This window comes from Niabella sp. CPT15-335-S11, from assembly GCF_058792415.1.
This window is the reverse complement of sequence record NZ_JBYTEI010000008.1, coordinates 91,377-117,221: the sequence shown is the minus strand read 5'-3', so window position 1 is coordinate 117,221 and position 25,845 is coordinate 91,377. Positions and strand designations below refer to the sequence as shown.

Below are 25,845 nucleotides of genomic sequence, written 5' to 3'. Positions count from 1 at the left end.
TTCTTCATAATTGAGGTTTAAATTAATACAAATTTATTAACTAACCCTCTGGTCTGAATTTCGGGGAGTATTATATTGCGCCACCATTACCTAACAACATATAAATATATTATTTAATGTTATAATAGTTTCTCATGGTTTGATATTTTAAAACCATTTGGATAAGAACATTTTTTCAAATAGGATTTTAGCTAAATGCCAATGATATCCAGGCGTGAACATTTTTATTGTTGGCATTGGCTCTGCATAGAAGTTTCCTTTAGCAAGTCCGGCTTTACCATCACCTAATTCTATGAAACAACCGCCATCCCCATTGAAATATTTTGTAGTTCCTTTGCCATTTATAGCTACTGCAATGTTATTTGCAACAGTTTGAGCCTGGCTATGAGCGAATACACCTGCTTTAGGTAACGGTTTACCCTGTACAAGCGGGATATTAATTATATCTCCAATGGCATAAACGTTAGGAAACTCTGTTGCCAATGTATGATTATTGGTAACCTTTACCCAGCCACTTTCATCTACAAGGTCTGTATCTCTAATTACTTTAGGGCACTGGTGTTTGGGAATGTATGCAAGCAGATCAAAATTTACAGACATATCATTTTTTAAGGAAATTGAATGGTCTGAGACAGATATTGGCTGATGTTCCGGGAAATATTTTATTCCTTTGCTTTCTACGAAACCCCTCACCATAGAAGAAAGTTTCTTGCCAGCTACACCCATTGGGCCGACTTCAGGAGAATATAGTTCAATGTTGGGTACTGAGCCTTTTTTCTTTAGAAATGAATGAATTAGTAATGCTGCTTCGTAAGGTGCTGCGGGACATTTAAAAGGCAATGCCGTAATCATTACTACAATCTTACCTTCGCTGAATTTGGAAAGAGCTGTGTGTAAGCCATCAGCACCTTCGGCAGTGTATAGATTATACCCTTTGGAGCTTATTCCTAAGCTATCTGAGGTTTCGGCTCCTAACGCTACTACGAGATAATCTCCAGTTAATGTTTGACCATTTACTGTAACCTCTCTATTTTGGGGATTAACTTTTTCAATGTTACCATGAATAAATTCAATGCCTTTTTTCTTGAGTCTATCAAGCTTCCTTGATATAGTTTTTTCGTTTCTTGTACCATTAGTAATCCAGAGAAGGGAAGATGCAAAGGTGTGTTTCTGCTCCTTATCTATTACAATGATTTTGTGTTCTTTCCCTACTTTTTTACGAAGTGTGTTTGCTGTTATTACTCCACCAACATTACCTCCAAGTATAATAATTGTTTTCATATTGCTCAGTTTTTTTCCAATTGTTTTATTTTCCATTCGGGGTATCCTTCGTCTAATCTTCTGACTTTGTACCCCTTTTCACTTAGGATTCTCACTGCCTCATCAGCAAGCACACAGAAGGGGCCACGACAGTAGGCAATAATTTCTTTGTCTTTAGATATGCTTTTTAGCTGTTTCATGAGTTCATTCATAGGAACAGAAATTGCGCCGGTGATATGCCCAAACTCATATTCAATGGAAGGGCGAACGTCTAAAAGCAATACGTTTTTATGCTCAATCATGCTTTCCAACTCATCAATGCTCATTGCATTTAATGATTTGTTGTCTTCCCTTTGGCGGTTCATTATCTTTTCAAGTTCGGCTATTTCTTTTACTGCATATTTAATAACGTGCTGATATAAGGACAAAAAATCATCATTAATGAGAGAATAGTAAACGTAATGCCCTTCTTTGCGGGACTTAACAATATTGTTATTTTTTAAAACTTGTAAGTGCTGCGAAGCATTTGCAAAGGATAGGTTTGTGGTTTGAGTAATACCTTCCACGCTTTTCTCTCCTTGAGAAAGCATTTCAATAATTTCCAAGCGAAGCGGATTAGCCAAGGCTTTGAGTAGTTTTGAAAGTCCATCATATATAGCGTCTTTGAAATCCCTACCCGTCATATTCTTGTAAATTAAGAAGACAAAGATAATTCAAGTATTCGATAAAACTATTGAATATAAAAATTGAAAACCACAAATACTCTCACGCGACTTTTTAATTTTAAAGTGAGTATAATGAGTATAAAATATAGTGTGTAGATGCGGTCTGGGTAACGAATAAGGCTGTCCATGGCGGTCGTTACTTCCATTGAATCAGCGCAGAAATAAACCCTTCTGTTTGCAAGAATTCACTTATTTTAACAATAAATGTAAAAATAAGTATGTTTATTAGTGCTAATTTTGACTATATTTGTATAAATAAGCAAAATAATGGCATATTCCGGTCTTATTCCAAAACCTCAAATTATTGAGCGTCTTCAGTACGAAAATCCCTGGTGGATTACCAGAGAAGTGCCGGAGGTATTCAGGAAGATGTCCCGGCGTTTGTATTTTAATTTGTTCTACCCCTTTGTTCAGGAGAAGGAAATACGCCGTGCTGTCGTGTTAATGGGACCGAGACGTGTGGGTAAAACCGTTATGATGTTCCATGCCATTCACCAGTTGATGGAGGATCAAATCCACCCGAACCGTATTTTTTTTGTGGGGATCGATAATCCCATTTACATAAACCTGAGTTTGCAGGACATTTTGGATTTGTGCAAAGAAGCCCTGAACTTGGATAATCTGAATGGTTGCTACATATTTTTTGATGAAATCCAGTATCTCAGGGACTGGGAAAGGCATCTGAAAGTGTTGGTAGATTCTTATCCCGAAACCAAATTCATCGTTTCGGGATCTGCAGCGGCGGCGCTTCGCTGGCATAGTACAGAAAGCGGTGCCGGAAGATTTACCGAATTTATGCTTCCGCCGTTAACCTTTCAGGAGTTTATCTTTTTGAAGCAGAAAGACCATCTCATGCAGCATAGTGAAATTGAATATGCCGGCAGAAAGATTCCGTACTGCATTACCCATAATATTGATGAGCTGAATCAGGAATTTCTGCAGTATCTGAACTTTGGAGGATATCCGGAAGTGGTACTATCCGAAAAAATCCAGAAAGATATGGGCAGATATGTGAAGAACGACATTGTAGATAAAGTGCTTTTGCGCGATTTGCCAAGTCTGTACGGCGTAAAAGATGTGCAGGAACTCAACCGTTTTTTCACGTACCTGGCTTACCATTCGGGAAATGAATTTTCCTATGAAAAAATGGCAAAGGAAAGTGGCATCAATAAAGAAACACTGAAAAAGTATCTTGAATATCTGGAAGCCGCCTTCCTGATCAAAGTGCTGAACAAAGTGGATGCAAATGCAAAGCGTTTCAAGAGAATTACGAGTTTCAAAGTGTATCTCACCAATCCATCTTTGAGGACTGCACTTTTTTCACCCATCAGAGAATGCGATCAGGAAATGGGAAATATGGTAGAAACCGCCATCTTATCTCAGTGGATGCACCGTGAACAGTTGGATCTCACATACGCCCGCTGGAAAGAAGGCAGATTTGAGGGGGAAGTGGATCTGGTGTTGTTGGACGATAAGAAGTTCAAACCGGTCTGGGGCGTTGAGATCAAATGGAGTAACAGATATTTTGAAAAGCCACAGGATTTAAAGAGTTTAATAAAATTCTGTATCTTCAATGGCCTGAAAAGCGCATTAGTGACCACCAAAAACGTTTCCGGGACGAAGAAAATTGACGATCTGAGTTTTACGTTTGTGCCCTCGTCGCTGTACGCTTATAATATTGGTGAGCTTACGTTGAGGAAGAAGACGGGTAATGATTGATCCATTGAATGAACAGCGAAATAATTATATACCAGAAGCCCGAAGGCAACATCAAAATAGATGTTCGGCTGGAAGAAGAAACCGTTTGGCTGACCCAGGAGCAAATGGCAACGTTGTTTGGCAAAGGCAGAAGTACAGTGGCGGAGCACATTGCCAATGTGTTTGAAGAGGGAGAATTGGAACAAAATCGAACCTGTCGGAAATTCCGACAAGTTCGGATGGAGGGCAATCGGGAAGTGGAGCGGGAAATAGACCACTACAATCTGGACGTTATCATTTCAGTAGGCTATCGAGTAAAATCGCTTCAAGGTACTCAGTTCCGTATCTGGGCAACCTGAGACAGCAAGAATTTCCTCGTAAGTGAAGATAGAATGATCAAGCTTGCGGTATAAAATCACCAGTCAGAGAATATTAAAAAAGATCCCGGAATTTATTCCGGGATCTTTTTAATTGAAGTCATGAATATAAACCGGCAGCGATGCTGCATCGCCCCGGGAAAAGAGAGTTTTGCTCGCTGCTTCTTCCCCAAAAAACCGTTATAAAACTTGAAGTTGAAAAAACTTCTCAGGGTAGCCTCCTTTTATCATCGAACTCCGGTTAATAGAAAGATAATATTCCCATAACCTTCTAGCCCAATTAGCCCGATAATTTCGCCACCAGTTAAAATCTGTCTTTTCAGGTTCTATTCTATTAAATGTAATTGATAACATTCTCAACCAATCAACATTCTCTATGAGTTTAAAAAAACTACTATTTGTAATTGCATGTTTCTCAACATCGTTGATCTATTCGACCGCAATGGGCGCTCCACGCCCGGATAGTGCTTTGCAAGCAAGCGCGACTGCGCTACAACAGATTGTATCTGGTACCGTAACAGATGAAACAGGAAAGCCGTTGTCTGGTGCGACAATTCTTGAAAAAGGAACAAGGAATGCCGTGACGTCGGATGCCAATGGAAAATTCCTCATTGACGTTGCACCCAATGCTATTCTTCAAATCTCGTTCACCGGATATGCAACAAGAGAAATTTCCGTGAATAGTCAATCGAAAATAGCCGTTCAATTGACTCCTGCTGTTTCACAACTGGACGATATTGTGGTAGTGGGGTACGGCACCTTGAAAAGATCAGACATTACAGGTTCCATTGCATCACTAAAGAGTGAAAATTTCAACAAAGGCGTAGTCATGAACCCTGGAGATCTTTTACAAGGTAAAATGGCAGGCGTAAATATAACCTCCAACAGCGGTGAGCCTGGTGCTTCGCAGCATGTAATTATCAGAGGTATCGGAAGTTTACGATCCGGCACGCAGCCCCTGTATGTTGTAGATGGTTTCCTGATAGACAACGCATCCATTGGAGTTGCCTCCAATCCGCTTAATTTTCTTAATCCGGATGACATTGCCAGTATCGATGTTTTAAAAGACGCGAGTGCCACAGCAGTATATGGTTCCAGGGCATCAAACGGGGTGGTGGTTATTACCACAAAAAAAGGACGGAACGGAAAAACAGAAATGAACCTTTCGCTCTCCACAGCAGTGTCGTCTATGGCGAGGAAAATAAATGTTTTTGACGCCGCTACTTTTCGCAAGCAGGTACCTGCTTCAGGAGGATCTCTTGATGATTATGGGGGGAATACCAACTGGCAGGATGAATTATCTCAAAAAGGGATTTCTAAAAACCTGAATTTTTCAATGAGCGGGGCAACAAATCAGAAGTTTTCATACTTCACATCTGCGGGCTACCAAAATCAGGAAGGCATTTTAAAAAATAGTGGATTAGAGCGGTATTCCGCTAAGTTGAATATGAACCAGAAAGCATTTAATGGCAGGGTTAACATTGACTATAATATTACAGCGTCACATCTTGAGAACCTTCGTCCGAATATCAACGCTACCATCAGTGATATGCTCGGTTTAAATCCAACAGTACCTGCGTATACAAACGGAAGTCCCACACCACTTAAAACCAACGACCTAAACCCTATTACCAGATATAATATATATAGCGACAAGGCTGTTAATAACCGGTTGCTGGCAATCATTTCTCCTTCTATTGAAATTGTAAAAGGCCTTACCTATAAATTGAATTTTGGTATAGACTATTCTGCCACCAACCGCGACCGGCAATATAAACCCTACACTAAGGTTGTAAATGAAAGCAATATCTCTAACGGCGATGTAGTAACCGATATAAGTACTAATTCGAATCAACTTACAGAGAACACCCTCACCTACAACTGGACCAAACCTGCACACAATTTAACAGCAATGATTGGTCATTCGTACCAAAAATTCACTGATATAAACCGGCAGTTTGCCTACAGAGGTTTTGCAAATAACAACATAGATCCGATATACCAGGATCAAACGAGTACAGATAAATATCCAACCTCTGCACACTCATCTGCCATTAAGAATGAACTGCAGTCTTTCTTTGCCAGGGCAAACTATTCTTTCGACGAAAGATTTCTGGTTACCGCTACCGTCCGTGCCGACGGCTCTTCTAAATTTGGTGAAAACAGGAAATATGGTTATTTCCCCTCGTTTGCTTTAGGTTGGAACATCACCAAAGAAGCGTTCATGAAAAATTCCATATTCAATAACCTGAAGCTGCGCACAGGATGGGGACAAACCGGTAACCAGGAAATTCCATCCAAGATTACGCGAGCAAGCTATTCTGAAACCCGGTTGATTTCTGGCGGGGGAAGTTCTAACACGTACCCAATCAATACCAAATCCAATTCTATCGACGGTTATCCATACGGCATTGTTTACACCCGTTTGGCAAATCCCAATTTGCAATGGGAAGTTTCAACACAAATCGACGCGGGACTCGATTTTGCATTACTTGACCATCGCCTGTCGGGTACTGTTGATTATTTCAACAAAAAATCATCTAACATATTGCTGGAGGTGGTTCCCATGGATCCTGTTCAGCCAACATCAACCTATTGGGCCAACATTGAAAACATGAAGATACAGAACAATGGTCTGGAATTGGCGCTGAATTATACTAGCGATGTCACCCGTCCCTTCTCATATGGTATCGGCGGGAACGTAACTTATATAATGAACAAGGTTAAAAATTCGCCGTATTCTGTATTAACTACAGGTGCTGCACAGGGCGCTGGCCAAACTGGTGCTACCATTAACGGATATTTGAACAATGAACCCATCGGTGCGTTCTATCTTTTTCGATTCGATGGTATTGGTGCTGATGGACTAAATAAGTTTTGGGATGCGAATGGTGATGGAGCCATATTGGATAACGACCGACGGGTGCTGGGCAGTGCGATACCCAAGCTTATTTACGGTTTTAATGTTAATCTTAAATACAATGCGTTTGACTTTGGACTGAACTTCAATGGCATTTCTGGAAATAAAATTTACAACCATACAAAGATGTCACTCTTTACCAAGGCACAGCTTTCCAGGTCGAATAATACAACCGATTTTGCAATACAATATCCAAACGAATCTATCGCCAATTCCAATACGGTATCTACCCGGTTTTTAGAGAACGGTTCATTCCTGCGATTGAACAATGCCACATTGGCTTATAGATTAAATCCCGAAAAAATAGGATTAGGTCACGCATTTCAGGATATCCGTTTTTCGCTTACCGGCCAAAACCTTTTCATTATAACAAAATATTCGGGGTTCGATCCTGAATTGAACACGGGCATTGTGTCTGGTGGTATCCAAACTTTTGGGATAGATTATTTTACATACCCCAAGGCCAGGACTTTCATGCTTGGCGTTAACCTAACCTTTTAATCAGAACCGTCTCTTAAATAAGTATCAAAATAGAAAGAAAGATGAAAAATAAAAATATATATCAGGCAATTGCCTTGGTTGCATTCATATTTACGATGATTGGTTGTACCAAATTGAACGAAGAAATACTGGATGAGTCGTTAACCGGTACCGGTCAGGCAGATGTGGTTACCGGATCAATTGCACCGGTATATGGCAACCTTCGTAACGTTTGGTTGCATACGGTAAATTTTGGATTGCAGGAAATTGCTTCGGATGAAGCCATTCTTCCCTATCGGGGTGGTAAGGATTGGTACGATGGCGGTAAATTCATTGCGGTGCATCAACATTTGATGACGCCCAGTAATAGCCTGGTGGGCGATGCCTGGAAAATGATTACCCAAACATTATCGAAAACAGTAATAGCCATTGAAAGACTGGAGCCTGAAGCCAAAAAGGGAAATGAAGAAGCCCGTAAAGCTTTGTTGGAAATGGTGGCGATGAGAGGCTATCTGAATATGCTTGCATTGGACAACTGGGGACTGGTGTTTAAAAAAGCTAATTCGTCAGAAACTTCAGAAATTTTAAGACAGCAGGAAGCCATAACTTATATTGAAAAGGATCTGTTATCGGTAGTGGATGCTATTACCAGTGATGCCTATCCCGGAAGACTGAACAAGTTTTCTGTTGAGGCGCTGCTGGCGCGTTTATATTTGAACGCTGCAGTATATCGCAATCCCTATGGTACGCCAGACTTCAAAAAAGAGGATATGGACAAGGTAATTAAATATACAAGCGATATCATCTCCGGTCCCTATAAGTTATCTGCAGAGTATTTTGATTTGTTCAGCGATAATAACTCCACAAATTCTGAATTGATTTTTGCGCTGGATCAAAGAGGTGTGCTTCAAACAGAACACCAACGGTGGGCCTACTGGTCTATTTCAGGAGACCTGGTGCCAAGACCTGAGTTTCCCAGCACACGCGGAACCGACGCTGCTGCACTTACCCCTGATTTTTACCAAACTTGGGTTGACGCATACGGCAAGGTCGATCCTGCCGACGCTGACGCCCGTTTCTTTAAGAAGAATACAATAGTGCCCGATAATCTCAAAGATCTTACAGGCATTAATCCATCCAACGATGCTAATCACTACTATTGTGTGAAAGCAGAAAATTTCGAAATAGACAGAGGCATACTTCGTGGAATTATCTGGGGCCCACGAAAAGATGGGAGCGGTAAGATCATGAAATGCGACGATGGCGGTGTGAGGATATACCCTGTAATCAATGCCAGAACCAGTGGTGCAAACCGCACGTATGTAGACCATACGCTCAATATTGATTTTACGGCAAACGGCAGTCTGCACAATACCGGATACCGCTTTTCAAAATACCAGTTTAGCCATAAAGCGCCAGATTGCTGTTCGTACAGTGCCGTTGATTTGGTGTTGATTCGGCTGGGAGAAATTTATCTTATGCGGGCAGAAGCTAAGCTGAGAAATAATAATGTTGCAGGGGCTCTCGCAGACATTAATACCTTACGTACATCCAGGAACGCCCGCCCCGCCCAAACTCCGGCTGCGTGGAGCACCATAAATCTGGATAATCTTTATCGTGAATCAGGTTTTGAATTATACTGGGAAGGATTTCGCAGAAACTACCAAATACGGTTTGGAAAATATGAAGGCGGCTGGACAGAAAAAACAAATAAAGATGTGAAAAAGAGGCTGTTTCCGATTCCACAACAAGCAGTGGATGGAGCCTCCAGCAAACCGGGTTTCTTAGTACAAAACGAAGGGTACTAAAAAATATAAAGTCACCAACCAGAGAATATTAAAAAAGATCCCGGAATTTATTCCGGGATCTTTTCATTGAAGTCATGAATATAAACGGGCAGCGATGTTTGCTGCCGTGAACGCTACTTGAAATTTTTCAGTAAATAATCTTCAGCCTCCACGCTCCACAGTCCGTTATGCCTTGCGCAGATCTTAGCTAACCCACCGAATACGGGATTGGATTCTCCGGCTTTTTCCAGCTCGGAAATGGGCGTGAGCGGGAATTCCAGGTGGGTATAAATTAGTTTTTTCCCGCCAGGTATATGAGGCAGGTTCAACGTCGCTTCGGGCACGGCATTCAGTCCGCCGATATGCGTAACCAGACCTGCCGGGTCAAGCCCCTTTGACATTAGCTCCAGGGCTTCTACCATATCCTCGTTGTTACCACCACTGGTCCCCACCACATGCGTAAACCCGTAATGGACATTATAGAAATTAAACATTGCGCTGAAATTGGGATCACTGGGGCCGGCAAAGAAATTCAGGCAACCGTCAAACGACAGGATAGCATCAGCCTGCTCAACCACGGGTTTGACAGGTGCAAATACGAATACGTCATTAAACCCTTCGCCTCCTGATATTGCCCGTAGGGTTTCTACCGGGTTTTCCAGTTCTTTGGTATTGATATATTTCAAATCGATACCAAACTTTGCTGCTTCCTCCACCGTATAAAGGCTCGCTGCGCGGTCAAGCCTGGCCTGATCCATATCCGTCACAACTAGCAAAGAGGGTCGGCGGTCCGGTCTGTGGATGGCGTAATTGATCGCTGCGAGTCCCATGGGACCTACACCCGCAAGGATAGCCATTTTGCCTTTGTCCACGATCTCCATCTGGTGGACATAACTGCCCGGACGGGTATGGTAATTCGCATGCATCGCACCGATTACGCAGGAAAGCGGCTCTGAAAGGGAAGCCGGGAAAAATCCCTCACCTTCGTAAGACAACAGGCAGTTCTGCTCCATTACCTCGTTCGGCATGATCACGTAAGTGGCATCGCCACCCACGAAACGGTAACTGTAACCGGGTGCACTCAGGATTCCAACCGGTCCGTTTTCAAAATTCAGCGCGGGCTGAATCGAAAACTTTTGGCCAACTTTGAACCTGGAGGCCCATTTAGGTCCTACCTCCACGATCTCTCCGGCAAACTCATGACCGATGATTACTGGATATTCAGCCACGTCATCGGGAATTCGCTTATGATCAGTTCCCTGGGTAGCTGCTTTGTACGACGACATACACAGGCTGTCTGTAACTACCTTTGCCAGGATTTCGTCTTCCCCGATTGGAGGCAAATCAAATTCCTCCAGCCTGAGGTCTTTTTTACCATAAAGTCTAACTGCCTTTGTGCGCATAACAGATAATTTATTTTTTAAATAGAACAGTTTTGTTGATTAAAAGTTATAAAGCGATCCGCTTGGTATTCAAGGGATCCCCATTTCCCGAAAATTAAACCACACAAACATTTGCTTGTCTGTGTCAGGATAGCATCACCTGCCCGCCTGTAACCGGCAGGGCCTGACCTGTCTCGCCCGTCTGATCCATCAGGTAGATCACACCCTTTCCGACATCTTCGGGCGTACAACCTTTGTGCATCGGCACCTGTGCCAGGTAGAAATTCTTCACGTCTTCCACTGTCTTAGCTCCCGGAACTTTTCCGGCATTCAGGTATTGTACAAAAAGCCCATTTTCCGGATCGCTCCAAAGTGGTCCCTCATAATAGTTGCCCGGGCAAACGGCGTTTACCTTGATCCGATGGGGAGCCAGTTCCAGCGCGAATGATTGCATCAGCCCAATGCCTCCGAATTTACCACCGGCGTAAGCGAAATTTGCTTTGCTGCCCCGCAGTCCCGATTTCGAATTGATCTGGATAATATCGGCGAAATAACCTGGATTCGCAAACTTCGTTTGCAGTTTCATAATACGACTGACCGCCCGGGTGCAATAGAAAAACGCGTTGTAATTGATCCGGGTCACAAAATCGAAAGTTTCGGGTGTCATTTCCTCCAACCCTCCGGCCCGAAGTACGCCGGCATTGCTGATGAAGCAATCCACGCCGCCGAACTCCAGGATGGTTCGTTGCATCAAGAGGTCGAGGCTCGCCGGATCGCTCACATCTGTTTTTACAAACAGTGATTTTGCCGCCGGATGAGCCTTGTCCAGAAGCCCGGCTGTTCGCGCGCCTGTAGCTTCATTCAGGTCGGCCACGACGATATTGGCGCCTTCCGAGATCAGGTATTTTGCAATACCTTCGCCGAAACCCTGGGCCGCACCGGTTACAATGATCACGCGGCTCCTAAGCCTGCCGTTGGCAGCCCGGGAAACAACCGTCCTCCGATAGTTCTCAACTTCCCAGGTATCGATAAAACGGATCTGTGCATCATTCAGCGGGCTGGGTCCGCCAAAAGATTCCGACAATTGCGCAATTTTAATAGCATCCTCAAAAACATCCAGGATCAGTTCACACTGGCGGGCATCATCACCAACGGCCAGGATGCCGATATTTTTTAGTGCAAGAACTTTCGGTGTATAGCCAAACTGCTCAATGAATTGGGTGATTTCCTGTTTGGCAACTTCCAAAATTTCAGCTGATTTATCCTGCGGAAAATAAAGGTAATTGGCCTTGCAATAAACGATGGCATCCGGAATAAAAGGCACCGAGACGTTGGCAAAGGATGCTGCTGAGGCGCAGTATCGGCTGATCAGCTCATTATTCCTGACTTTGACGACCTTCAGTTCATCAGAAGATAATAACATCCGCAACGCAGGCACAACAGATACGTCCGTCGGCGCTGTTTCAGTCTCATCAGGTAGCGGCTCCCTGAGGCTGGCTTCAAGAGTGCCCAGGACCTTTTCATAAATAGCCTGAATCTCTTCTACCGATTCGCCACAAACAAAAATGCCGTGATTTTGCAACCAGATCGTGTGTGGTTCCGACGTGAATTTTTCACGGTGCTCCCGCAGTGACTCAGAAACTCTTTTGAACAGGATATATCCAGGATCCGTGTAAGGGACGTAAACCCATTCTTCTTTTGCCGGGAAAAGGCGATCCAGTTCCTGTTCAGCATCCCTCGCGCACATCAGCCCGTTGACGAGGGTCGGGTGCAGGTGCACCACATAACTAAAGTTAATAATGTTATGAAGCGGGGTTTCCACAGAAGGACGTTTGCCTGGAGAAAGTAGCGCGAGTTCCAGGTCCATTTTTACTTGTCTCTCTCTTTCATCTGTGTCCTGACTGTAGAGGGCAGTGGATAGTTTTTTCAGTTTTTGCCTGTCCAATACGGCAAAGTCCTCTTGAGAGGTGTTGGCCAGTGCGCTGCCGCTGGCCTTGATCCAGATCTTTTCCTTGTTTTTGAAAGATGTATTACCCCCTCCGGCTATCACATATTCTTTCCGGTTGCCGTAGTAGTTGGATACTTCTGCTAAATTTCTTAATTCTTTCATTGAACGACAGCGTTTATAATTTGGTCTCCCAGCGCAATAAATTCAGCTTTCTTATTCCGGTCGGCCTTCCCATTTTTATCCAGATAGCCTTCCAGCCCCTTCCTGATGCGCTCCTGGTGTGCGGCGATCACACAAACCCCCTCATAACTGATCCGTTTGAGGTTTTCTGAAAGCGCCACTCCATGTCTGGCGAACGGTTCGATGGGTTCCATCGCAGGGGTGTTATGTTCGGTACCCAGGGTAACTATAAATCCTTTTTTGCTGAGGTAGTCTGCATATTTTTCAAGCAGGATGAGGTCGTTCCGGGTTGATATAAATTCTACAGATGCAAATCCCCTTTTTGAAAGTTCTTTCTCCACCTTTTCAAGATCGCCTTCAAAATCTGTGTAATGACCTTTTGCATCATCTGCAAGGAAAGGATAGGTTGGAATGCCCCCTGCGGTAACGATTAGGTCACAAACTGTTTGCATGGGCAGGAAAGCCCTGGGATCCTCGGGAACAAATGCCGCACCGCCCGCTTTGAGCAGATTGGCCCTGATTTCATTTTCAACGCCTGCAAAATCCGTGATGGCCGATTTCAATTCCTTTCCGTCAAACAACCCGTTGAATTGTTCGCGCACGCAAGTTTCATTTCCGTTGCATCTATCGTAAACCCTGATCCGGAGCGCCTTGGCCAGATGCCTCTCACGCAGCAGCCCTTTTGTGTAGGAGGAGATGATATCGTTTACGTCGAGTTGAAATCCGGCTTCTTTAAGGATCAGCCATTCGTTCAGTTTCACGCACATCTTTTTTACCTGGTCGTTGGCTTCCTTTACTACTTCACTAAGCCTGGACGCGTGAGGTTCAGGCAAATGAAACGGAAAGGAAAGCCCTTTGCCGCTGATATAGATACGGCCGGGATTACCGGGGTCGTTGATCCTGATTCCGGCTTTCTGGTCGTCCTGGTTCAAACCAATAAATTCGATATTGAACAAGGGGTATAATGACCTTTTTTTACAGCCTGCGTCCCAGTCGGAATAACCTTCTGTAGTAAAGAAATCATTGATGCCCACGACGGACACGTTTTCAGCAGCAGCCATATCCAGCGCCTGATCAATGCTGTCAAAAGCACTGAAAGAATAGGGGCTGTGCATGTGTGCGTTTACAATTTTTACAGTCATATAAGTTTTACTTTCCTTTAAAAAGGTATATCGTAAAGGTGGGCGCCGTCTTTTTCAAAATCCATAACGCCGCGATCCGTCATCGGGTGCATCGTGAGTGCTTTCAGCACTTCATAGGAAGCGGTAACGGAATGACAGCCCACCATACTCACCCGGTAAATCTGGTCCACATTTTTGAAGCTGGCACCAAGCACCTTGCAGGACAGGCTGAATAGAGAAAAAGATTTCACAATATCGGCCACCACATCAATCCCATGCGAGGATATATTATCCAGGCGGTTTACGTAGGGTGCCACAAAATCGGCTCCCGCTTTGGCAGCGAGGATGGCCTGCTGTTGGGTAAAGATGGCTGTTGCCGTTACTTTCATACCGGCTTCCTTCACCATCCGGATAGCCCGGAACCCTTCTGTGGTTACAGGGATCTTGACGTAATAGTTATCACCCAATTGAAAATGTTCCTTATATTTTTTCCCCTCCCGGAGAATATCTTCTGCTTTCTCGCTGATTGTCTGCATATGCATCATCGTGTCACCGATGCTTTCAAGAATTTCAGGAATGATCACCGATAATGGTTTGTTTGCATGAGACAGGATGGTCGGGTTGGTTGTCACGCCTTCCATGGGAAGGAAATGAAACAGGTCCCTGATTTCTTCGATGTTAGCGGTGTCAGCTAAATATATCATGGATTTTAATTGATTTTATATTGATAAATTCTCAGATATTAAGATTATTAAATACCCAATCCCGACCGCCTCATGAATTCAGCATCTGTAAAATTCTCACCGGAAGTATGACCTTTCAGAGGCTGTATTCTTTCATGTATAAGGTCCAGGAACCAACCTGGTTGCGGGAAAAAGGCCTTTTCAAGTTCATGCGCGGGGGTAATCCAGTTCCTCGAACCCAGCACGCTTACCGGCGCATCCAGGTAATCGAAGCAGAGGCTGCTGATATTGGTTGCCAGGTCATTCAGGTAGGATCCGCGCGCGCAGGCATCGCTGGCAACGATGATCTTACCGGTCTTCTTCACCGATTCCACCACTTTTGCATAGTTGAAAGGCACCAGGGTGCGCGCATCGATCACTTCCGCGCTCATGCCGTATTTTTCTTCCAGTATCTTCGCTGCTTCCAGAGCCGGGTACAATGTATATCCGATGGTCAGGAAAGTAATATCCTTTCCTTCTTTTTTCACATCCGGAACACCCAGCGGCACTTCATAATAACCCGTAGGCACGCCTTCTTTATGAAACTGTTCGCCGATATCATAGATCCGCTGGCTCTCAAAATAGACAACCGGGTCGGTACCCTGAAGGGCACTATTCATTAGGCCTTTGGCGTCATAAGGGGTTGCAGGAAAACACACTTTAATTCCCGGAACATGTGCCACCAGGGAAGTCCAGTCCTGCGAGTGCTGCGCGCCATATTTTGATCCTACCGACACGCGTACCACGACCGGCATTTTTATCACATTACCACTCATGGCCTGCCATTTGGGCAATTGGTTAAAAATTTCATCTCCACAGCGCCCCAGGAAGTCGGCATACATAATCTCGGGGATTACACGTCCGCCACACATGCCGTAACCGATAGCTGTGCCAATGATAGCGCCCTCAGAAATAGGAGAATTAAATAATCTGTGATAGGGCAGGGCCTCGGTTAGTCCGTTGTAAACCGCGAAGGCGCCACCCCAGTCCCGGTTTTCCTCACCATAAGCCACCAGGCTGGCATCTTTATAAAAACGGTCGATAATCGCTTCGAAAATACCGTCGCGTAATTGGAACTGTTTCATCTTGCTGAATGGTTTTCCATCAGCATCAAAAGCGAAACGCTCTTTAGCGGCAATTTTTTTCACCCTCGGGTTTTCTTCAATGGGTATCAGTACATCCGGTTTTGCATCCGAGAATGAATCCACAGACCCATTGGAGAACATCATATCTCCAATAACATCGGGATTTTTCATCCGGGGCGACACGGTTTCATCAATTGCTTTCAGGAACATATCAAATATTACTTTATCGATATCCTTCCTGATCGCATCCAGGTCTTCCTGTTTGACCACACCTGCTTCAATCATTTGTCCGCCAAACTCACTGATGCAGTCAACGGATTCCCAGGCTTCAATTTCTTCGCGCGTCCGGTAGGAAGAAGCGTCTGAGGGGCTATGGCCGCTGTAACGGTAGGTGAGCACATCGAGCAGCACCGGTCCTTTTTTTTCCTCGATGATCTTTCTTTTTCTTTTGTAGGCATCAATAACGGCCAGGGGGTTATAACCGTCAACCCGCTCGGCATGCATCTGGTCGGCATTTACACCCGCCCCAATGCGCGCTGCCATACCGTAACCCATGGTCTCGCCGGCCGTCTGTCCGCCCATCCCATACATATTGTTCATAATATTGACAATAAAAGGCAATCCGCCCTGCATGTCGCCTTCCCAGAGGTTATTGAACTGATCCATCGTGGCAAAGGAAATACCTTCCCACACCGGGCCGCAGGCCATCGATGCATCGCCAATATTTGCCACCACAATTCCTTTCTTACGATTGACCTTTTTGTATAAAGCTGCACCGGCAGCGATATCGCAGGAGCCGCCTACAATCGCGTTGTTGGGATACACGCCGAAGGGTGTAAAGAATGCGTGCATCGAACCGCCAAGTCCTTTGTTGAAGCCTGTTTCACGGGCAAAAATCTCAGCCAGGGTACCATAAACCAGGAACCGCCTTGCCAGGTCCTTTACGCTGCCTTCAAATCCTTCTTTCACAATTTTCAGGGTGGCGCCGTCAAAATAACTTTCCATAACGCCGATCAGGTAGGCATCTTCGGACTGGTGGATAGCGCTCATTCCTTTGGCCAGGATTTCTCCATGGCTGCGATGACTTCCGAAGATGAAATCGTCCACCGTCAATGTGAAGGCCATGCCCACGGCTGCTGATTCCTGTCCGATCGAAAGATGCGCAGGGCCGGGGTGGTTGTAGGCAACGCCTTTGTATTCGCCTTTTGTTTTGATCAGGTTGAGCATCGTTTCAAATTCACGAATCAGTGCCATATCGTGATAAATCGCCCTGAATTGCTCCACTGAATAATTTTTCTTTTCGTCTTTTACCCTTTTCTGGTAGACATTCACAGGAATCGGACTGAACGTTATTTCTCCTGCTTTCCTCGCCGTTGCCGGATCAATAAACTGACTTTTGGGCATAATTAAATTTGTTAATATTTAAATGTTTTTGTATCTTTATAAATCGTCCGCTTTAATCACGCTTTCATCAGAAAGCTGCTCATATATTAAAGTTACTGCCGTCCGTATCCATCGGGCTGTCAAATGCTGAACAGCGCTTCCTTAAAAATTTCACTGACCGTGGGGTGGGGGAATACGACTTCCTTTAATTCCTTCAGGGTCATCTCCTGTTCCATTGCGATGCAGGCGCCATAAATAATTTCGCTGGATGGGTTACCCAGCATATGGACACCCAGTACTTCGCCGTATTTTTTTCCGATCAACACCTTGCACAGTCCGTTCTCTCCTTCATTCTCCGCCATAAACCGACCGGAATAGGTCATGGGCAGACTAGCTATTTGGTATTCAACACCTTTGGCTTTGGCCATTTCCTCGGTTAGCCCCACACCCGCTACTTCGGGATTTGTGTAAACAACCCCCGGGATGGCTTCGTAACGCATCCGGTCTTTCCCGCCTGATAGATTATTTACAACTACTTCGCCCTCGCGGCTTGCAGTATGCGCCAGTAAAGAGAAACCCGTGACGTCACCGGCAGCAAAAACACCAGGAACGTTGGTACGCATGTATTCATCTACTTTGATTCCCTGGCGGGTAGTTTCCACGCCAAGATTTTCCAGGCCGAAACCTTCCGTTACTGCACGCCGGCCCACACTGACCAGGATCTTTTCTCCTGAAATGGACTGCGTTTTTCCTGCGTTCTCAAAGTACACGGTATTGCCTTCAATTTTTACCACCTTCGATTCCAGGTAAAAGCTAACTCCTCGTTTCGCGTAGATGCTTCGTAGCATGGCGCTGAGCTCTTTGTCTGTGGTCCCCAGGATCTCAGGCAGCATTTCTATCACCGTCACTGTGGACCCCAGGCTGTTGTAAATGCTGGCAAACTCCATCCCGATGACACCACCGCCAATAATGGCCAGGGATCCGGGTTGTTTTTTCAGGTTCAGCAGTTCACGGTTGGTAACAATAATATCGCCGGCTTCTTTCAACCCTGGGATCGGCGGTACGGCTGCTTCCGAACCCGTACAGATCAGCAGGTTTTTCCCGAGGTAATTCTCACCATTGCAGGTGAGGCTGATACCTGATTCACTTCGGCCTTCTATAAAAGCCTGACCATTTACGACGGTCACGTGGTGCAGTTTCATTTTTGCCGACACACCGGCAACGAGCTTCTTTACAATTTTCTCCTTCCTGGTGAAAATTTTACCGTAATCGGCCCGGATATTTTCACTGGTTATGCCATATTTCTCGCCATGACGTGCGTGATCATACAGTTTTGCACTGTATAGCATGGTCTTGGTAGGAATGCAGCCTTCATTCAGGCAGACACCGCCAATATGTTTTTTTTCAAACAAGGCCACTCCGAGTCCGTTCTGCCCGGCCCTTTCCGCGGCAACATAACCTGCCGGACCACCTCCGATAATCAGTAAATCGTACATATTATCAAATAATATCCGTTGAGAAGTTTTCAATTTCATCAGCCACCTGCTTTAAGAACCGGGTTGCTTCTCCACCGTCGAGTGCACGGTGGTCATAAGTGAGGCTCAGCCCCACATGGGGGACAAATGCATAAATACCGTCTTCCAGTTCTTTCGGCCTCGGGAGAATTGTATTTACGCCCAGGATGGCCGACTGCGGCAGGTTGATAACCGGCGTGAACATTTCAACCCCGTAATTTCCCAGGTTGGAGACCGTGAATGTCGCTGCCTCGGGTGAAAGCAGGTCGGGAGAAATATTCCCTTTCCGGCAAGCGACTGCTACTCTTTTAAGTTGGTTTGTCAGACCTTTCAGCGAAAGATCATCGGCATCCCTCACCACGGGGACCATCAGTCCGCGGTCGGTATCCACCGCCAGGCCCAGGTGCACTTTCTTGAAGACCCGCATAGAATCGCCGAGAAAATGAGCATTGACATTTGGGTAGGTTTTCAGCGCCCGGATGACTGCGAAGCAGATCATATCGTTCAGCGTAATATTGGTATCGATTGTGCCGGCTTCGACGGCGGCCTTGACTTTTTTGCGCAGTGCAAGGATTGCCCGGGCGTCGGCGCCAAGGTGATGGGTGAGCTGTGCCGAATTCTGGAGGGACGCGTGCATCGATTTGGCGATCAGCTTACGCATATTGGACAGTTTGGTGTCCACGTACTCGGTATCCATAGGGGTTGATAGGGAAGGTTTGAGGTCGGCGGATCGAATGGCGCCTGCCAGCCCGCTGCCTTCTGTTTCAGGCGTCATCCCTTCCGATTGGATCATCTTCTTTGCAAGTTCTGTTTTCTTCGGATATTTTTCTATTTCCGTCCGGACATCTTTTTCTATCACCCTGCCTCGCGGGCCGCTGCCAGACAACCTATCGGTGTCGATGGCTTCTTTTTCGGCAAGTTTCCTTGCCCTGGGGGATGTAAAAGTTTTTGCTTTAGGTGTTGATTCCGCAAGGGAGGCGGTGGGTTCGGTCGTTTCTTCTTGAGTCTGGGTTGCTAGGGACTCTTCCCCCACTTCGGGCTCTGTGGTAACCTTCGCTGCTTCGGCGGATGACTCGCCCAGCAAGGATGCATAGTCTTCACCTGGTTGGCCGATGATCATCATATTACTCAGGACGGGTACCTCATCACCTTCTTTGAAAAAGGATTCGAGTACCACGCCATCAGCGGGCGATTCCTCTTCAAAACTGGCTTTGTCTGTTTCATAAATGAATAAAGTTTCGCCTTTTTTTACCGTTTCGCCTTTTTTCTTTGTGATTTCACTGATGATGCAACTTTCTACCGACTGGCCCTGCTTGGGCATGATCACAACTATTGCCATATTAAAATCTATTTATATTAAAAACGCCCCCGTTTCGGTTGCTGGGCTGAAATTCTCCTGCGTCTGATTCCCGATTTATTTCGGTGTATCTTTCTGTTTTGGCGGGCTTCATGTTCAACACCGCGTTTTTCTGAAAAACAATCAATACGCCCCGAAAGTAGATGTAATTATTTACAAAACTGTCATGTACTGTGATGCATATGAGCTTTCCGGATTGGGAAAGCGGGGGATAAAATACGGATGGGTCGCGTATATTTTTAGGTTTCCGAAAGTGTTTGATAGGAGGTCTGGCCGTCAGAATTCCCATCCCTCGGGCGTCAGGTCCCGCATAGACGGGTATGGGTCTAATTTTGACAACGCGATGCGCTACTAATCTGCTGCGCCGATTATCCTGGTGCTGCAGCGTGAAACTGATCCTTACGCATTATTTTACTTCTTTAGCAAAGGCATCGGCCAGCCGGTTGAGGTCGCCATCTGAAACGCCCTTGCCGGAATGTACCAGGACCCTGTATCGGAAAGTAACGGAGGCGCCTGGATCCAGCGTAAGGTTGAGTTCCTCTTTACCGTTGCTGAACACTTTCCTGCCCAGGGGATTCAGGGCAAAAAGTCCGTAGCCCCGGGCATGCCAGTAAGTGGGGTAGCCCGGATTGGCGGGGTGGTCGAACATGGCGATCGTGATGGTGCTGCCGTCTTTTACGCCTTTAAGTTGTGCCCAGCGCGACTGGCTGCTCCAGACTGCATCGCCTTTAACGCCGTCACTATTATAGTACATTCCGTTAGAAACCTGGTCGGTTGATGGCGTGACTTTGGTCTGGTTACCGTGCGCGTCTATGAAAACCGCTGGTTCCCTGGATGGCATTTCCAGCTCTCTGGCCACCCTGATGGCAAAGAACCCATCTTTTACGTCTTTAAACACCACTTTTTCTTTTTGGGCGGTCAGTTTCGATGTGCGTGTGATCAGGAATTTGTCACCCTGCACAGAAAAATCGTAGGTCGTTAATTCTTTCATCAGCAGCTTCCCGTCCTGTGTAAACCAGTCGGCACCTGCCGTTAGTGAAGCCTTGTTCCCGGAAGCTTTTCGTCCCAGGAATTTTGTATGGAGGATATGCCCGTATAAAGGTTTCCGCGCTGCCGGAATAGCGGTCGAATTATTCCAGAAATCCAGACCGTTCACGGATTCATAATTCATCCAGATACCAACATGGTGTGGATGATCGGTTCTTTCGCCGGCTACAGGCGCCAGGGGATAGCCGCGGGTAATGGTGATGCCATCCAACGTGTTTACCGGCCATAACACGGGTTTGAATACAGAATCGTAATAGCAGTAGGCGGTGAGTTTTTTTCCGTTAAAAACCAGATCAACCTGTTTTTTCGCCGGTTGGTCAACAAACCGGAATCCCCCGGATTTATTTTGTGCCTGGGCATACATTATGGACGAACAAATCAGGGCGGTGGCAATCAATTTCGGGTATGACATCAGCGTAGTTTTTTGGCTAAGGTAAACATTAAAAGGCTGATGGTGCGCAGATTTTTAAGGAAATTACCCCCGATAAGTACGTCGAAGGCCCGTTGATGTTTATCCGGAACGGGAAGTATTATTTCATGTGGTCGGAAGGTAGCTGGACGGGCCCCGATTACAGTGTGGCCTACGTGGTGGCGGATTCCCCTTTGCGGCCTTTCAAGCGGGTAGGAAAAATCATGCAGCAGGATCCTGCGATCGGAAAGGGTGCCGGTCATCACTCTTTGATCCGGATCCCGGGAACGGACGAATGTTATATTATATATTACCGCAGGCCTTTGGGTGAGAAGGACGGGAATGCACGGGTTACCTGTATTGAACGGATGTATTTTGATGATGCGGGAATGATCCGGCCTGTGACGCTTACGAATGAAGGAGTGCCCACCCGTGTCATAAAATAATAAAATTGTTGTGGCGTGTGGCTTTGCCCGATTTTATTTGCGATTTTTTTGGGAATATTTTTAGCTTAAAATTAGATATTTACATTTCTTCCCCTTACCTTTGCACTCCCAAATAAAATTGGGTCTTTAAGCAATGTCACAACGAATCAGAATAAAATTGCAGTCTTACGATCACAATCTGGTGGATAAATCCGCCGAAAAGATCGTTAAGACAGTGCGCAGCACAGGCGCTGTGGTTACAGGCCCAATTCCTTTGCCGACCCATCGCAAGATTTTTACTGTTCTACGCTCGCCGCACGTAAATAAGAAGAGCCGCGAACAGTTTCAGCTCGCAACGCATAAGAGATTACTGGACATTTACACCTCTTCTTCCCGTACGGTAGATGCCCTGTCCAAGCTGGATCTGCCCAGTGGTGTGGAAGTGGAGATTAAGGCCTGACGGCCGGAAGTTCCCGACCAGATGCCGGGAATTTGTAGTTCTTATCATATTTGAATGTTCATCTCTCAAATCCGCCGGGGGCGGACCAAAAGAGCACTGAAGATAGACAGGCTTCCAGAGAATTTTCGGCACTGACGCTGAGATTTGGGGGAAGCTTCAACATAAAACAAGCCGTTCAGGGTTTGTTTACTGCCGGTACTTCTTAAAAACAGAAAAGGTCGGTGGCAAACTGGGATCGATTCCGGGCAGGAGCCTGAAAGTCCCCATAATCCTGTAAGGCATAAAATTGAAAAAAATGAAAGGTATTATTGGGAAAAAACTCGGAATGACCAGTATCTACGATCCGGAAGGAAAGCAAACTGCGTGTACGATCATTGAGGCGGGTCCTTGTATCGTCACCCAGGTTAAGACCCTTGAGACGGATGGATATGATGCGCTTCAACTTTCTTTCGGTGATAAAAAAGAACACCGTACTACGCTGCCTGAAAAAAACCATTTTGCTAAAGCCAACACTTCAGCTAAGAAGATTTCCAGAGAATTCCGTGATTTTTCCATTGAAAAAAATATTGGTGAAGCCATCACTGTTGACATTTTCGCCGAAGGTGAAAAAGTAAGCGTGGTGGGTACTTCAAAGGGTAAAGGCTTCCAGGGGGTTGTAAAACGTCATGGGTTTCATGGTGTGGGTGAGCAATCGCACGGTCAGCACGACCGCCAGCGCGCTCCAGGTTCACTGGGTAACTCTTCCGATGCCAGCCGGGTAATGAAAGGTATGCGGATGGCAGGACGTATGGGAAATGACCGCGTGAAGATGAAAGGATTGAAAGTGGTGAAGATCTTCCCTGAAAAAAATTATATCCTGGTTAGTGGTTCAGTGCCTGGTCATACCGGATCTATTGTGTTTATTCAAAATTAAACTCCCGGTAACCTGTAATTATAAAATTTTAAGAAAATGCAAGTAGAAGTTTTAAATATTGAAGGTAAAGGTACAGGCCGTTCGGTAGAATTGCCCGACGATATCTTTGGTGTAGAACCCAATGACCACGTAATTTATCTTGCGGTGAAGCAGTTTCTGGCGGCTCAGCGTCAAGGTACGCATAAAGTCAAGACCCGCGCTGAAGTACAGGGCGCAAGCAGGAAACTGCATAAGCAAAAGGGTACGGGTGGAAGCCGTAAGGGCAATATCCGCAACCCGCTGTACAAAGGAGGTGGTACCATTTTCGGACCGAAACCCCGCGATTACAACTTCAAACTGAACCGGAAAGTAAAGGATCTTGCAAAGATCTCTGCCCTTTCCTATAAGACGAAGGAGAATGCGATCCTGGTGGTGGAAGATGTGAACCTGGAAACTCCTAAAACAAAGTCTTTTAATCAGATATTGAAGAATCTGCAGGTTGATAATAAGAAATCGATGTTCGTGGTGGCCGAGCCCAGCGACAATATCGAGATGTCTTTGAGAAATATTCCTTCTGTGTTGGGTGTTGCCCTGAGCGATCTGAATACCTATGATATCGTAAACTCAGATGTACTGGTGTTAACAGAAAGCGCGGCTAAGATCTTTAGTGAAGAGGAAATTCCGGCAGAAGCCTGATAACAGGTAAGAAAATTTAAAATTGTAATTCGTAATTGATCATGAAACCGAGCGAAATATTAATTAAACCCATTATAACGGAAAAGGCAAACGCCATGCAGGACAAGTTCCGCCGTTATGCTTTTAGAGTGGCCCGTAAAGCGAACAAGCTTGAAATAAAAAAGGCTATTGAAACCTTTTACGGGGTTACGGTTACAGACGTGAATACCGTGGTATCACCTGCAAAGAATAAGACCCGTTATACAAAAGCCGGTTTTATTCAGGGGCGCAAGCCTTCCTTCAAGAAAGCTTACATCACAGTAGCTGAAGGGGAGACCATCGATCTGTATGCCAATATTTAAGGCAAATAAAGAATAGCAAGCAACCGCTGCGAAGTGTTGAATTTAAAAAGTAAGAAGTAACGGAATAAAACAATGGCAGTAAAAAAATATAAGCCGGTAACAGCCGGAACCCGCTGGAGAATTGGTAATGCTTTTACCGAGGTTACGACCTCCCAGCCAGAAAAAAGCCTGGTGGAGCAGAAAAAGAGCACCGGCGGGCGTAATTCATCCGGACACCTGACCATGCGCTATCGCGGTGGTGGACACAAGAAGAAATACAGGATCGTGGATTTCAAGCGGAATAAGAAAGGTGTGGAGGCAACGGTTAAATCGATCGAATACGATCCCAACCGTACCGCTTTTATTGCCCTGGTGGAGTATTCTGATGGTGAAAAGCGTTATATTATTGCTCCGCAGGGATTGAAAGTGGGTACAAAAGTGATCAGTGGCGACAGTGTAGCGCCCGAAATCGGGAATGCACTTCAGCTGAAGTTTATGCCCCTGGGTACCAACGTTCACAATATTGAATTGCAGCCGGGCCAGGGCGGTGTATTGGCGCGTTCTGCAGGTTCTTCGGCTCAGTTGACCAACAAGGAAGAGCGATATGCGATCTTAAAAATGCCTTCTGGTGAGCTGAGAAAAGTATTGATCAATTGTGTGGCGACGGTTGGTGTGGTGAGCAATAGCGACCATTCCCTGCAGAGCATGGGAAAGGCCGGCCGCAACAGGTGGAAGGGTATTAAGCCGCGCACCCGTGGTGTAGCGATGAACCCTGTAGATCACCCGATGGGTGGTGGTGAAGGAAGGGCTTCCGGTGGACACCCGCGCAGCCGTACCGGTAAATATGCTAAAGGGGAGAAAACGAGGACCCGTGGTAAGGCCAGCGATTCCCTGATCATTCAGCGTAAGGACGGTTCCAAGCTGGCGAAATAACTGATCAATAAACTAATACAAAAAAGTAAACTATAAATAAACATGGCTCGTTCGATTAAAAAAGGACCTTATGTAGCAACTCACCTGGACAAGAAAGTGATGGCTATCAATGAGGGAAAAAGCAAGAAGGCGGTTATCAAGACCTGGAGCCGCAGATCAACCATCACGCCCGACTTTGTAGGTCACACTTTTGCTGTACATAACGGAAATAAATTCATTCCGGTTTATGTTACCGAGTTCATGGTTGGCCATAAATTGGGCGAGTTTGCACCCACCCGTCATTTCAAGGGACATGCAAACAGTAAATAAGTGTTGTAAAATCTGAAAGTAAGAGCTAAGAAACGTAATATAATGGAAGCAGTAGCAAAACTTAGAAACTATCCCACTTCACCCCGTAAAATGAGGTTACTGGCTGATCTCATCAGGGGTCAGAAGGTAGAAAAAGCCCTGGCAGAGCTGGAGCATAATCCAAAGCATCCGGCGGTTCCGCTTAGGAAGCTGGTTCTGAATGCTATCAACAACTGGAAACAGGCAAACGAGGGGGGGGATGAGAGTGCGTTGATTGTGAAGACGATATTTGTTGATGAGGGAAGAACGCTGAAGCGTATGCGCCCTGCACCGCAAGGCAGGGGTTACAGGGTCCGCAAGCGCAGTAACCATGTAACGATCATTGTAGATCAAATTTAAGTTACAGAAAAGACTTGAATACGGCTGCCCCGAGGTG

At 45.6% G+C, this 25,845-nt stretch carries 22 protein-coding genes; 12 read left to right on the top strand and 10 right to left on the bottom strand.

Features of this window, described 5'->3' with window-relative positions; translation table 11 throughout:
- Nucleotides 1–147: 147 nt before the first annotated feature.
- The gene (locus AC3WS5_RS15805) at nt 148–1,281 is read right to left on the bottom strand and encodes an NAD(P)/FAD-dependent oxidoreductase (protein WP_492468382.1); all 1,134 of its coding nucleotides are present in this window, start codon (nt 1,279–1,281) and stop codon (nt 148–150) included.
- 5 nt (nt 1,282–1,286) lie between these two features.
- Nucleotides 1,287–1,943 (bottom strand): metalloregulator ArsR/SmtB family transcription factor, encoded by a 657-nt coding sequence (locus tag AC3WS5_RS15800; protein ID WP_492468381.1) that lies wholly within the window; start codon nt 1,941–1,943, stop codon nt 1,287–1,289.
- Nucleotides 1,944–2,252: 309 nt separating this feature from the next.
- On the opposite strand from AC3WS5_RS15800, the gene AC3WS5_RS15795 reads away from it, so the two are divergent.
- The 4 genes from AC3WS5_RS15795 to AC3WS5_RS15780 all read left to right on the top strand — a co-directional run bounded on the left by AC3WS5_RS15795 (nt 2,253) and on the right by AC3WS5_RS15780 (nt 9,268).
- Nucleotides 2,253–3,704: an ATP-binding protein gene (locus AC3WS5_RS15795; protein ID WP_492468380.1), complete on the top strand. Its 1,452-nt coding sequence runs from the start codon at nt 2,253–2,255 to the stop codon at nt 3,702–3,704.
- An 8-nt stretch (nt 3,705–3,712) separates the two neighbouring features.
- Nucleotides 3,713–4,042 carry a virulence RhuM family protein gene (locus tag AC3WS5_RS15790; RefSeq protein WP_492468379.1) on the top strand — a complete coding sequence of 110 codons (330 nt, stop codon included), beginning with the start codon at nt 3,713–3,715 and terminating at the stop codon, nt 4,040–4,042.
- A gap of 394 nt (nt 4,043–4,436) precedes the next feature.
- Nucleotides 4,437–7,481 carry a SusC/RagA family TonB-linked outer membrane protein gene (locus tag AC3WS5_RS15785; protein ID WP_492468378.1) on the top strand — a complete coding sequence of 1,015 codons (3,045 nt, stop codon included), beginning with the start codon at nt 4,437–4,439 and terminating at the stop codon, nt 7,479–7,481.
- A gap of 41 nt (nt 7,482–7,522) precedes the next feature.
- Nucleotides 7,523–9,268, top strand: a complete 1,746-nt coding sequence (locus tag AC3WS5_RS15780; RefSeq protein ID WP_492468377.1) for a RagB/SusD family nutrient uptake outer membrane protein — start codon at nt 7,523–7,525, stop codon at nt 9,266–9,268.
- Nucleotides 9,269–9,381: 113 nt separating this feature from the next.
- Here AC3WS5_RS15780 and AC3WS5_RS15775 read toward each other — a convergent pair whose 3' ends face one another.
- From AC3WS5_RS15775 to AC3WS5_RS15740, 8 genes are all read right to left on the bottom strand, one after another.
- On the bottom strand, nt 9,382–10,650 hold the full coding sequence (locus AC3WS5_RS15775; protein WP_492468376.1) for a zinc-binding dehydrogenase: 1,269 nt from the start codon (nt 10,648–10,650) through the stop codon (nt 9,382–9,384).
- 124 nt (nt 10,651–10,774) lie between these two features.
- Nucleotides 10,775–12,739 (bottom strand): SDR family NAD(P)-dependent oxidoreductase, encoded by a 1,965-nt coding sequence (locus AC3WS5_RS15770; RefSeq protein WP_492468374.1) that lies wholly within the window; start codon nt 12,737–12,739, stop codon nt 10,775–10,777.
- Entirely contained in the window at nt 12,736–13,899 is a 1,164-nt protein-coding gene (locus AC3WS5_RS15765) for a hypothetical protein (RefSeq protein ID WP_492468373.1), read from the bottom strand. The genes AC3WS5_RS15770 and AC3WS5_RS15765 overlap by 4 nt, the downstream gene beginning before the upstream one ends.
- Nucleotides 13,900–13,916: 17 nt before the next feature.
- Complete coding sequence (locus tag AC3WS5_RS15760; protein ID WP_492468372.1) at nt 13,917–14,582, bottom strand: transaldolase family protein; 666 nt, start codon at nt 14,580–14,582, stop codon at nt 13,917–13,919.
- A 47-nt stretch (nt 14,583–14,629) separates the two neighbouring features.
- Nucleotides 14,630–17,089 carry an alpha-ketoacid dehydrogenase subunit alpha/beta gene (locus tag AC3WS5_RS15755; RefSeq protein WP_492468370.1) on the bottom strand — a complete coding sequence of 820 codons (2,460 nt, stop codon included), beginning with the start codon at nt 17,087–17,089 and terminating at the stop codon, nt 14,630–14,632.
- Between the two features lie 119 nt (nt 17,090–17,208).
- Nucleotides 17,209–18,603: a dihydrolipoyl dehydrogenase gene (gene lpdA / locus AC3WS5_RS15750; RefSeq protein WP_492468368.1), complete on the bottom strand. Its 1,395-nt coding sequence runs from the start codon at nt 18,601–18,603 to the stop codon at nt 17,209–17,211.
- Nucleotides 18,569–19,921: a dihydrolipoamide acetyltransferase family protein gene (locus AC3WS5_RS15745; RefSeq protein WP_492468366.1), complete on the bottom strand. Its 1,353-nt coding sequence runs from the start codon at nt 19,919–19,921 to the stop codon at nt 18,569–18,571. Before AC3WS5_RS15745 ends, lpdA begins: the two co-directional genes overlap by 35 nt.
- Nucleotides 19,922–20,345: 424 nt before the next feature.
- Nucleotides 20,346–21,398, bottom strand: a complete 1,053-nt coding sequence (locus tag AC3WS5_RS15740; RefSeq protein ID WP_492468364.1) for a DUF6807 domain-containing protein — start codon at nt 21,396–21,398, stop codon at nt 20,346–20,348.
- A 50-nt stretch (nt 21,399–21,448) separates the two neighbouring features.
- On the opposite strand from AC3WS5_RS15740, the gene AC3WS5_RS15735 reads away from it, so the two are divergent.
- From AC3WS5_RS15735 to rplV, 8 genes are all read left to right on the top strand, one after another.
- Complete coding sequence (locus AC3WS5_RS15735) at nt 21,449–21,841, top strand: family 43 glycosylhydrolase (protein ID WP_492468383.1); 393 nt, start codon at nt 21,449–21,451, stop codon at nt 21,839–21,841.
- 133 nt (nt 21,842–21,974) lie between these two features.
- Nucleotides 21,975–22,280 carry a 30S ribosomal protein S10 gene (gene rpsJ / locus AC3WS5_RS15730; protein WP_008584585.1) on the top strand — a complete coding sequence of 102 codons (306 nt, stop codon included), beginning with the start codon at nt 21,975–21,977 and terminating at the stop codon, nt 22,278–22,280.
- Between the two features lie 295 nt (nt 22,281–22,575).
- The gene (gene rplC / locus AC3WS5_RS15725) at nt 22,576–23,193 is read left to right on the top strand and encodes a 50S ribosomal protein L3 (RefSeq protein ID WP_492468361.1); all 618 of its coding nucleotides are present in this window, start codon (nt 22,576–22,578) and stop codon (nt 23,191–23,193) included.
- Between the two features lie 36 nt (nt 23,194–23,229).
- Entirely contained in the window at nt 23,230–23,868 is a 639-nt protein-coding gene (gene rplD, locus AC3WS5_RS15720; RefSeq protein WP_492468359.1) for a 50S ribosomal protein L4, read from the top strand.
- Nucleotides 23,869–23,909: 41 nt separating this feature from the next.
- Nucleotides 23,910–24,209 (top strand): 50S ribosomal protein L23, encoded by a 300-nt coding sequence (rplW, locus tag AC3WS5_RS15715; protein ID WP_492468357.1) that lies wholly within the window; start codon nt 23,910–23,912, stop codon nt 24,207–24,209.
- 72 nt (nt 24,210–24,281) lie between these two features.
- Complete coding sequence (gene rplB, locus AC3WS5_RS15710; RefSeq protein WP_492468355.1) at nt 24,282–25,121, top strand: 50S ribosomal protein L2; 840 nt, start codon at nt 24,282–24,284, stop codon at nt 25,119–25,121.
- Nucleotides 25,122–25,163: 42 nt separating this feature from the next.
- On the top strand, nt 25,164–25,430 hold the full coding sequence (gene rpsS, locus AC3WS5_RS15705; RefSeq protein ID WP_492468353.1) for a 30S ribosomal protein S19: 267 nt from the start codon (nt 25,164–25,166) through the stop codon (nt 25,428–25,430).
- Nucleotides 25,431–25,472: 42 nt separating this feature from the next.
- A complete protein-coding gene (rplV, locus tag AC3WS5_RS15700) occupies nt 25,473–25,808 on the top strand; it encodes a 50S ribosomal protein L22 (protein ID WP_492468351.1) in 336 nt (111 codons plus the stop codon).
- Nucleotides 25,809–25,845: the final 37 nt, after the last annotated feature.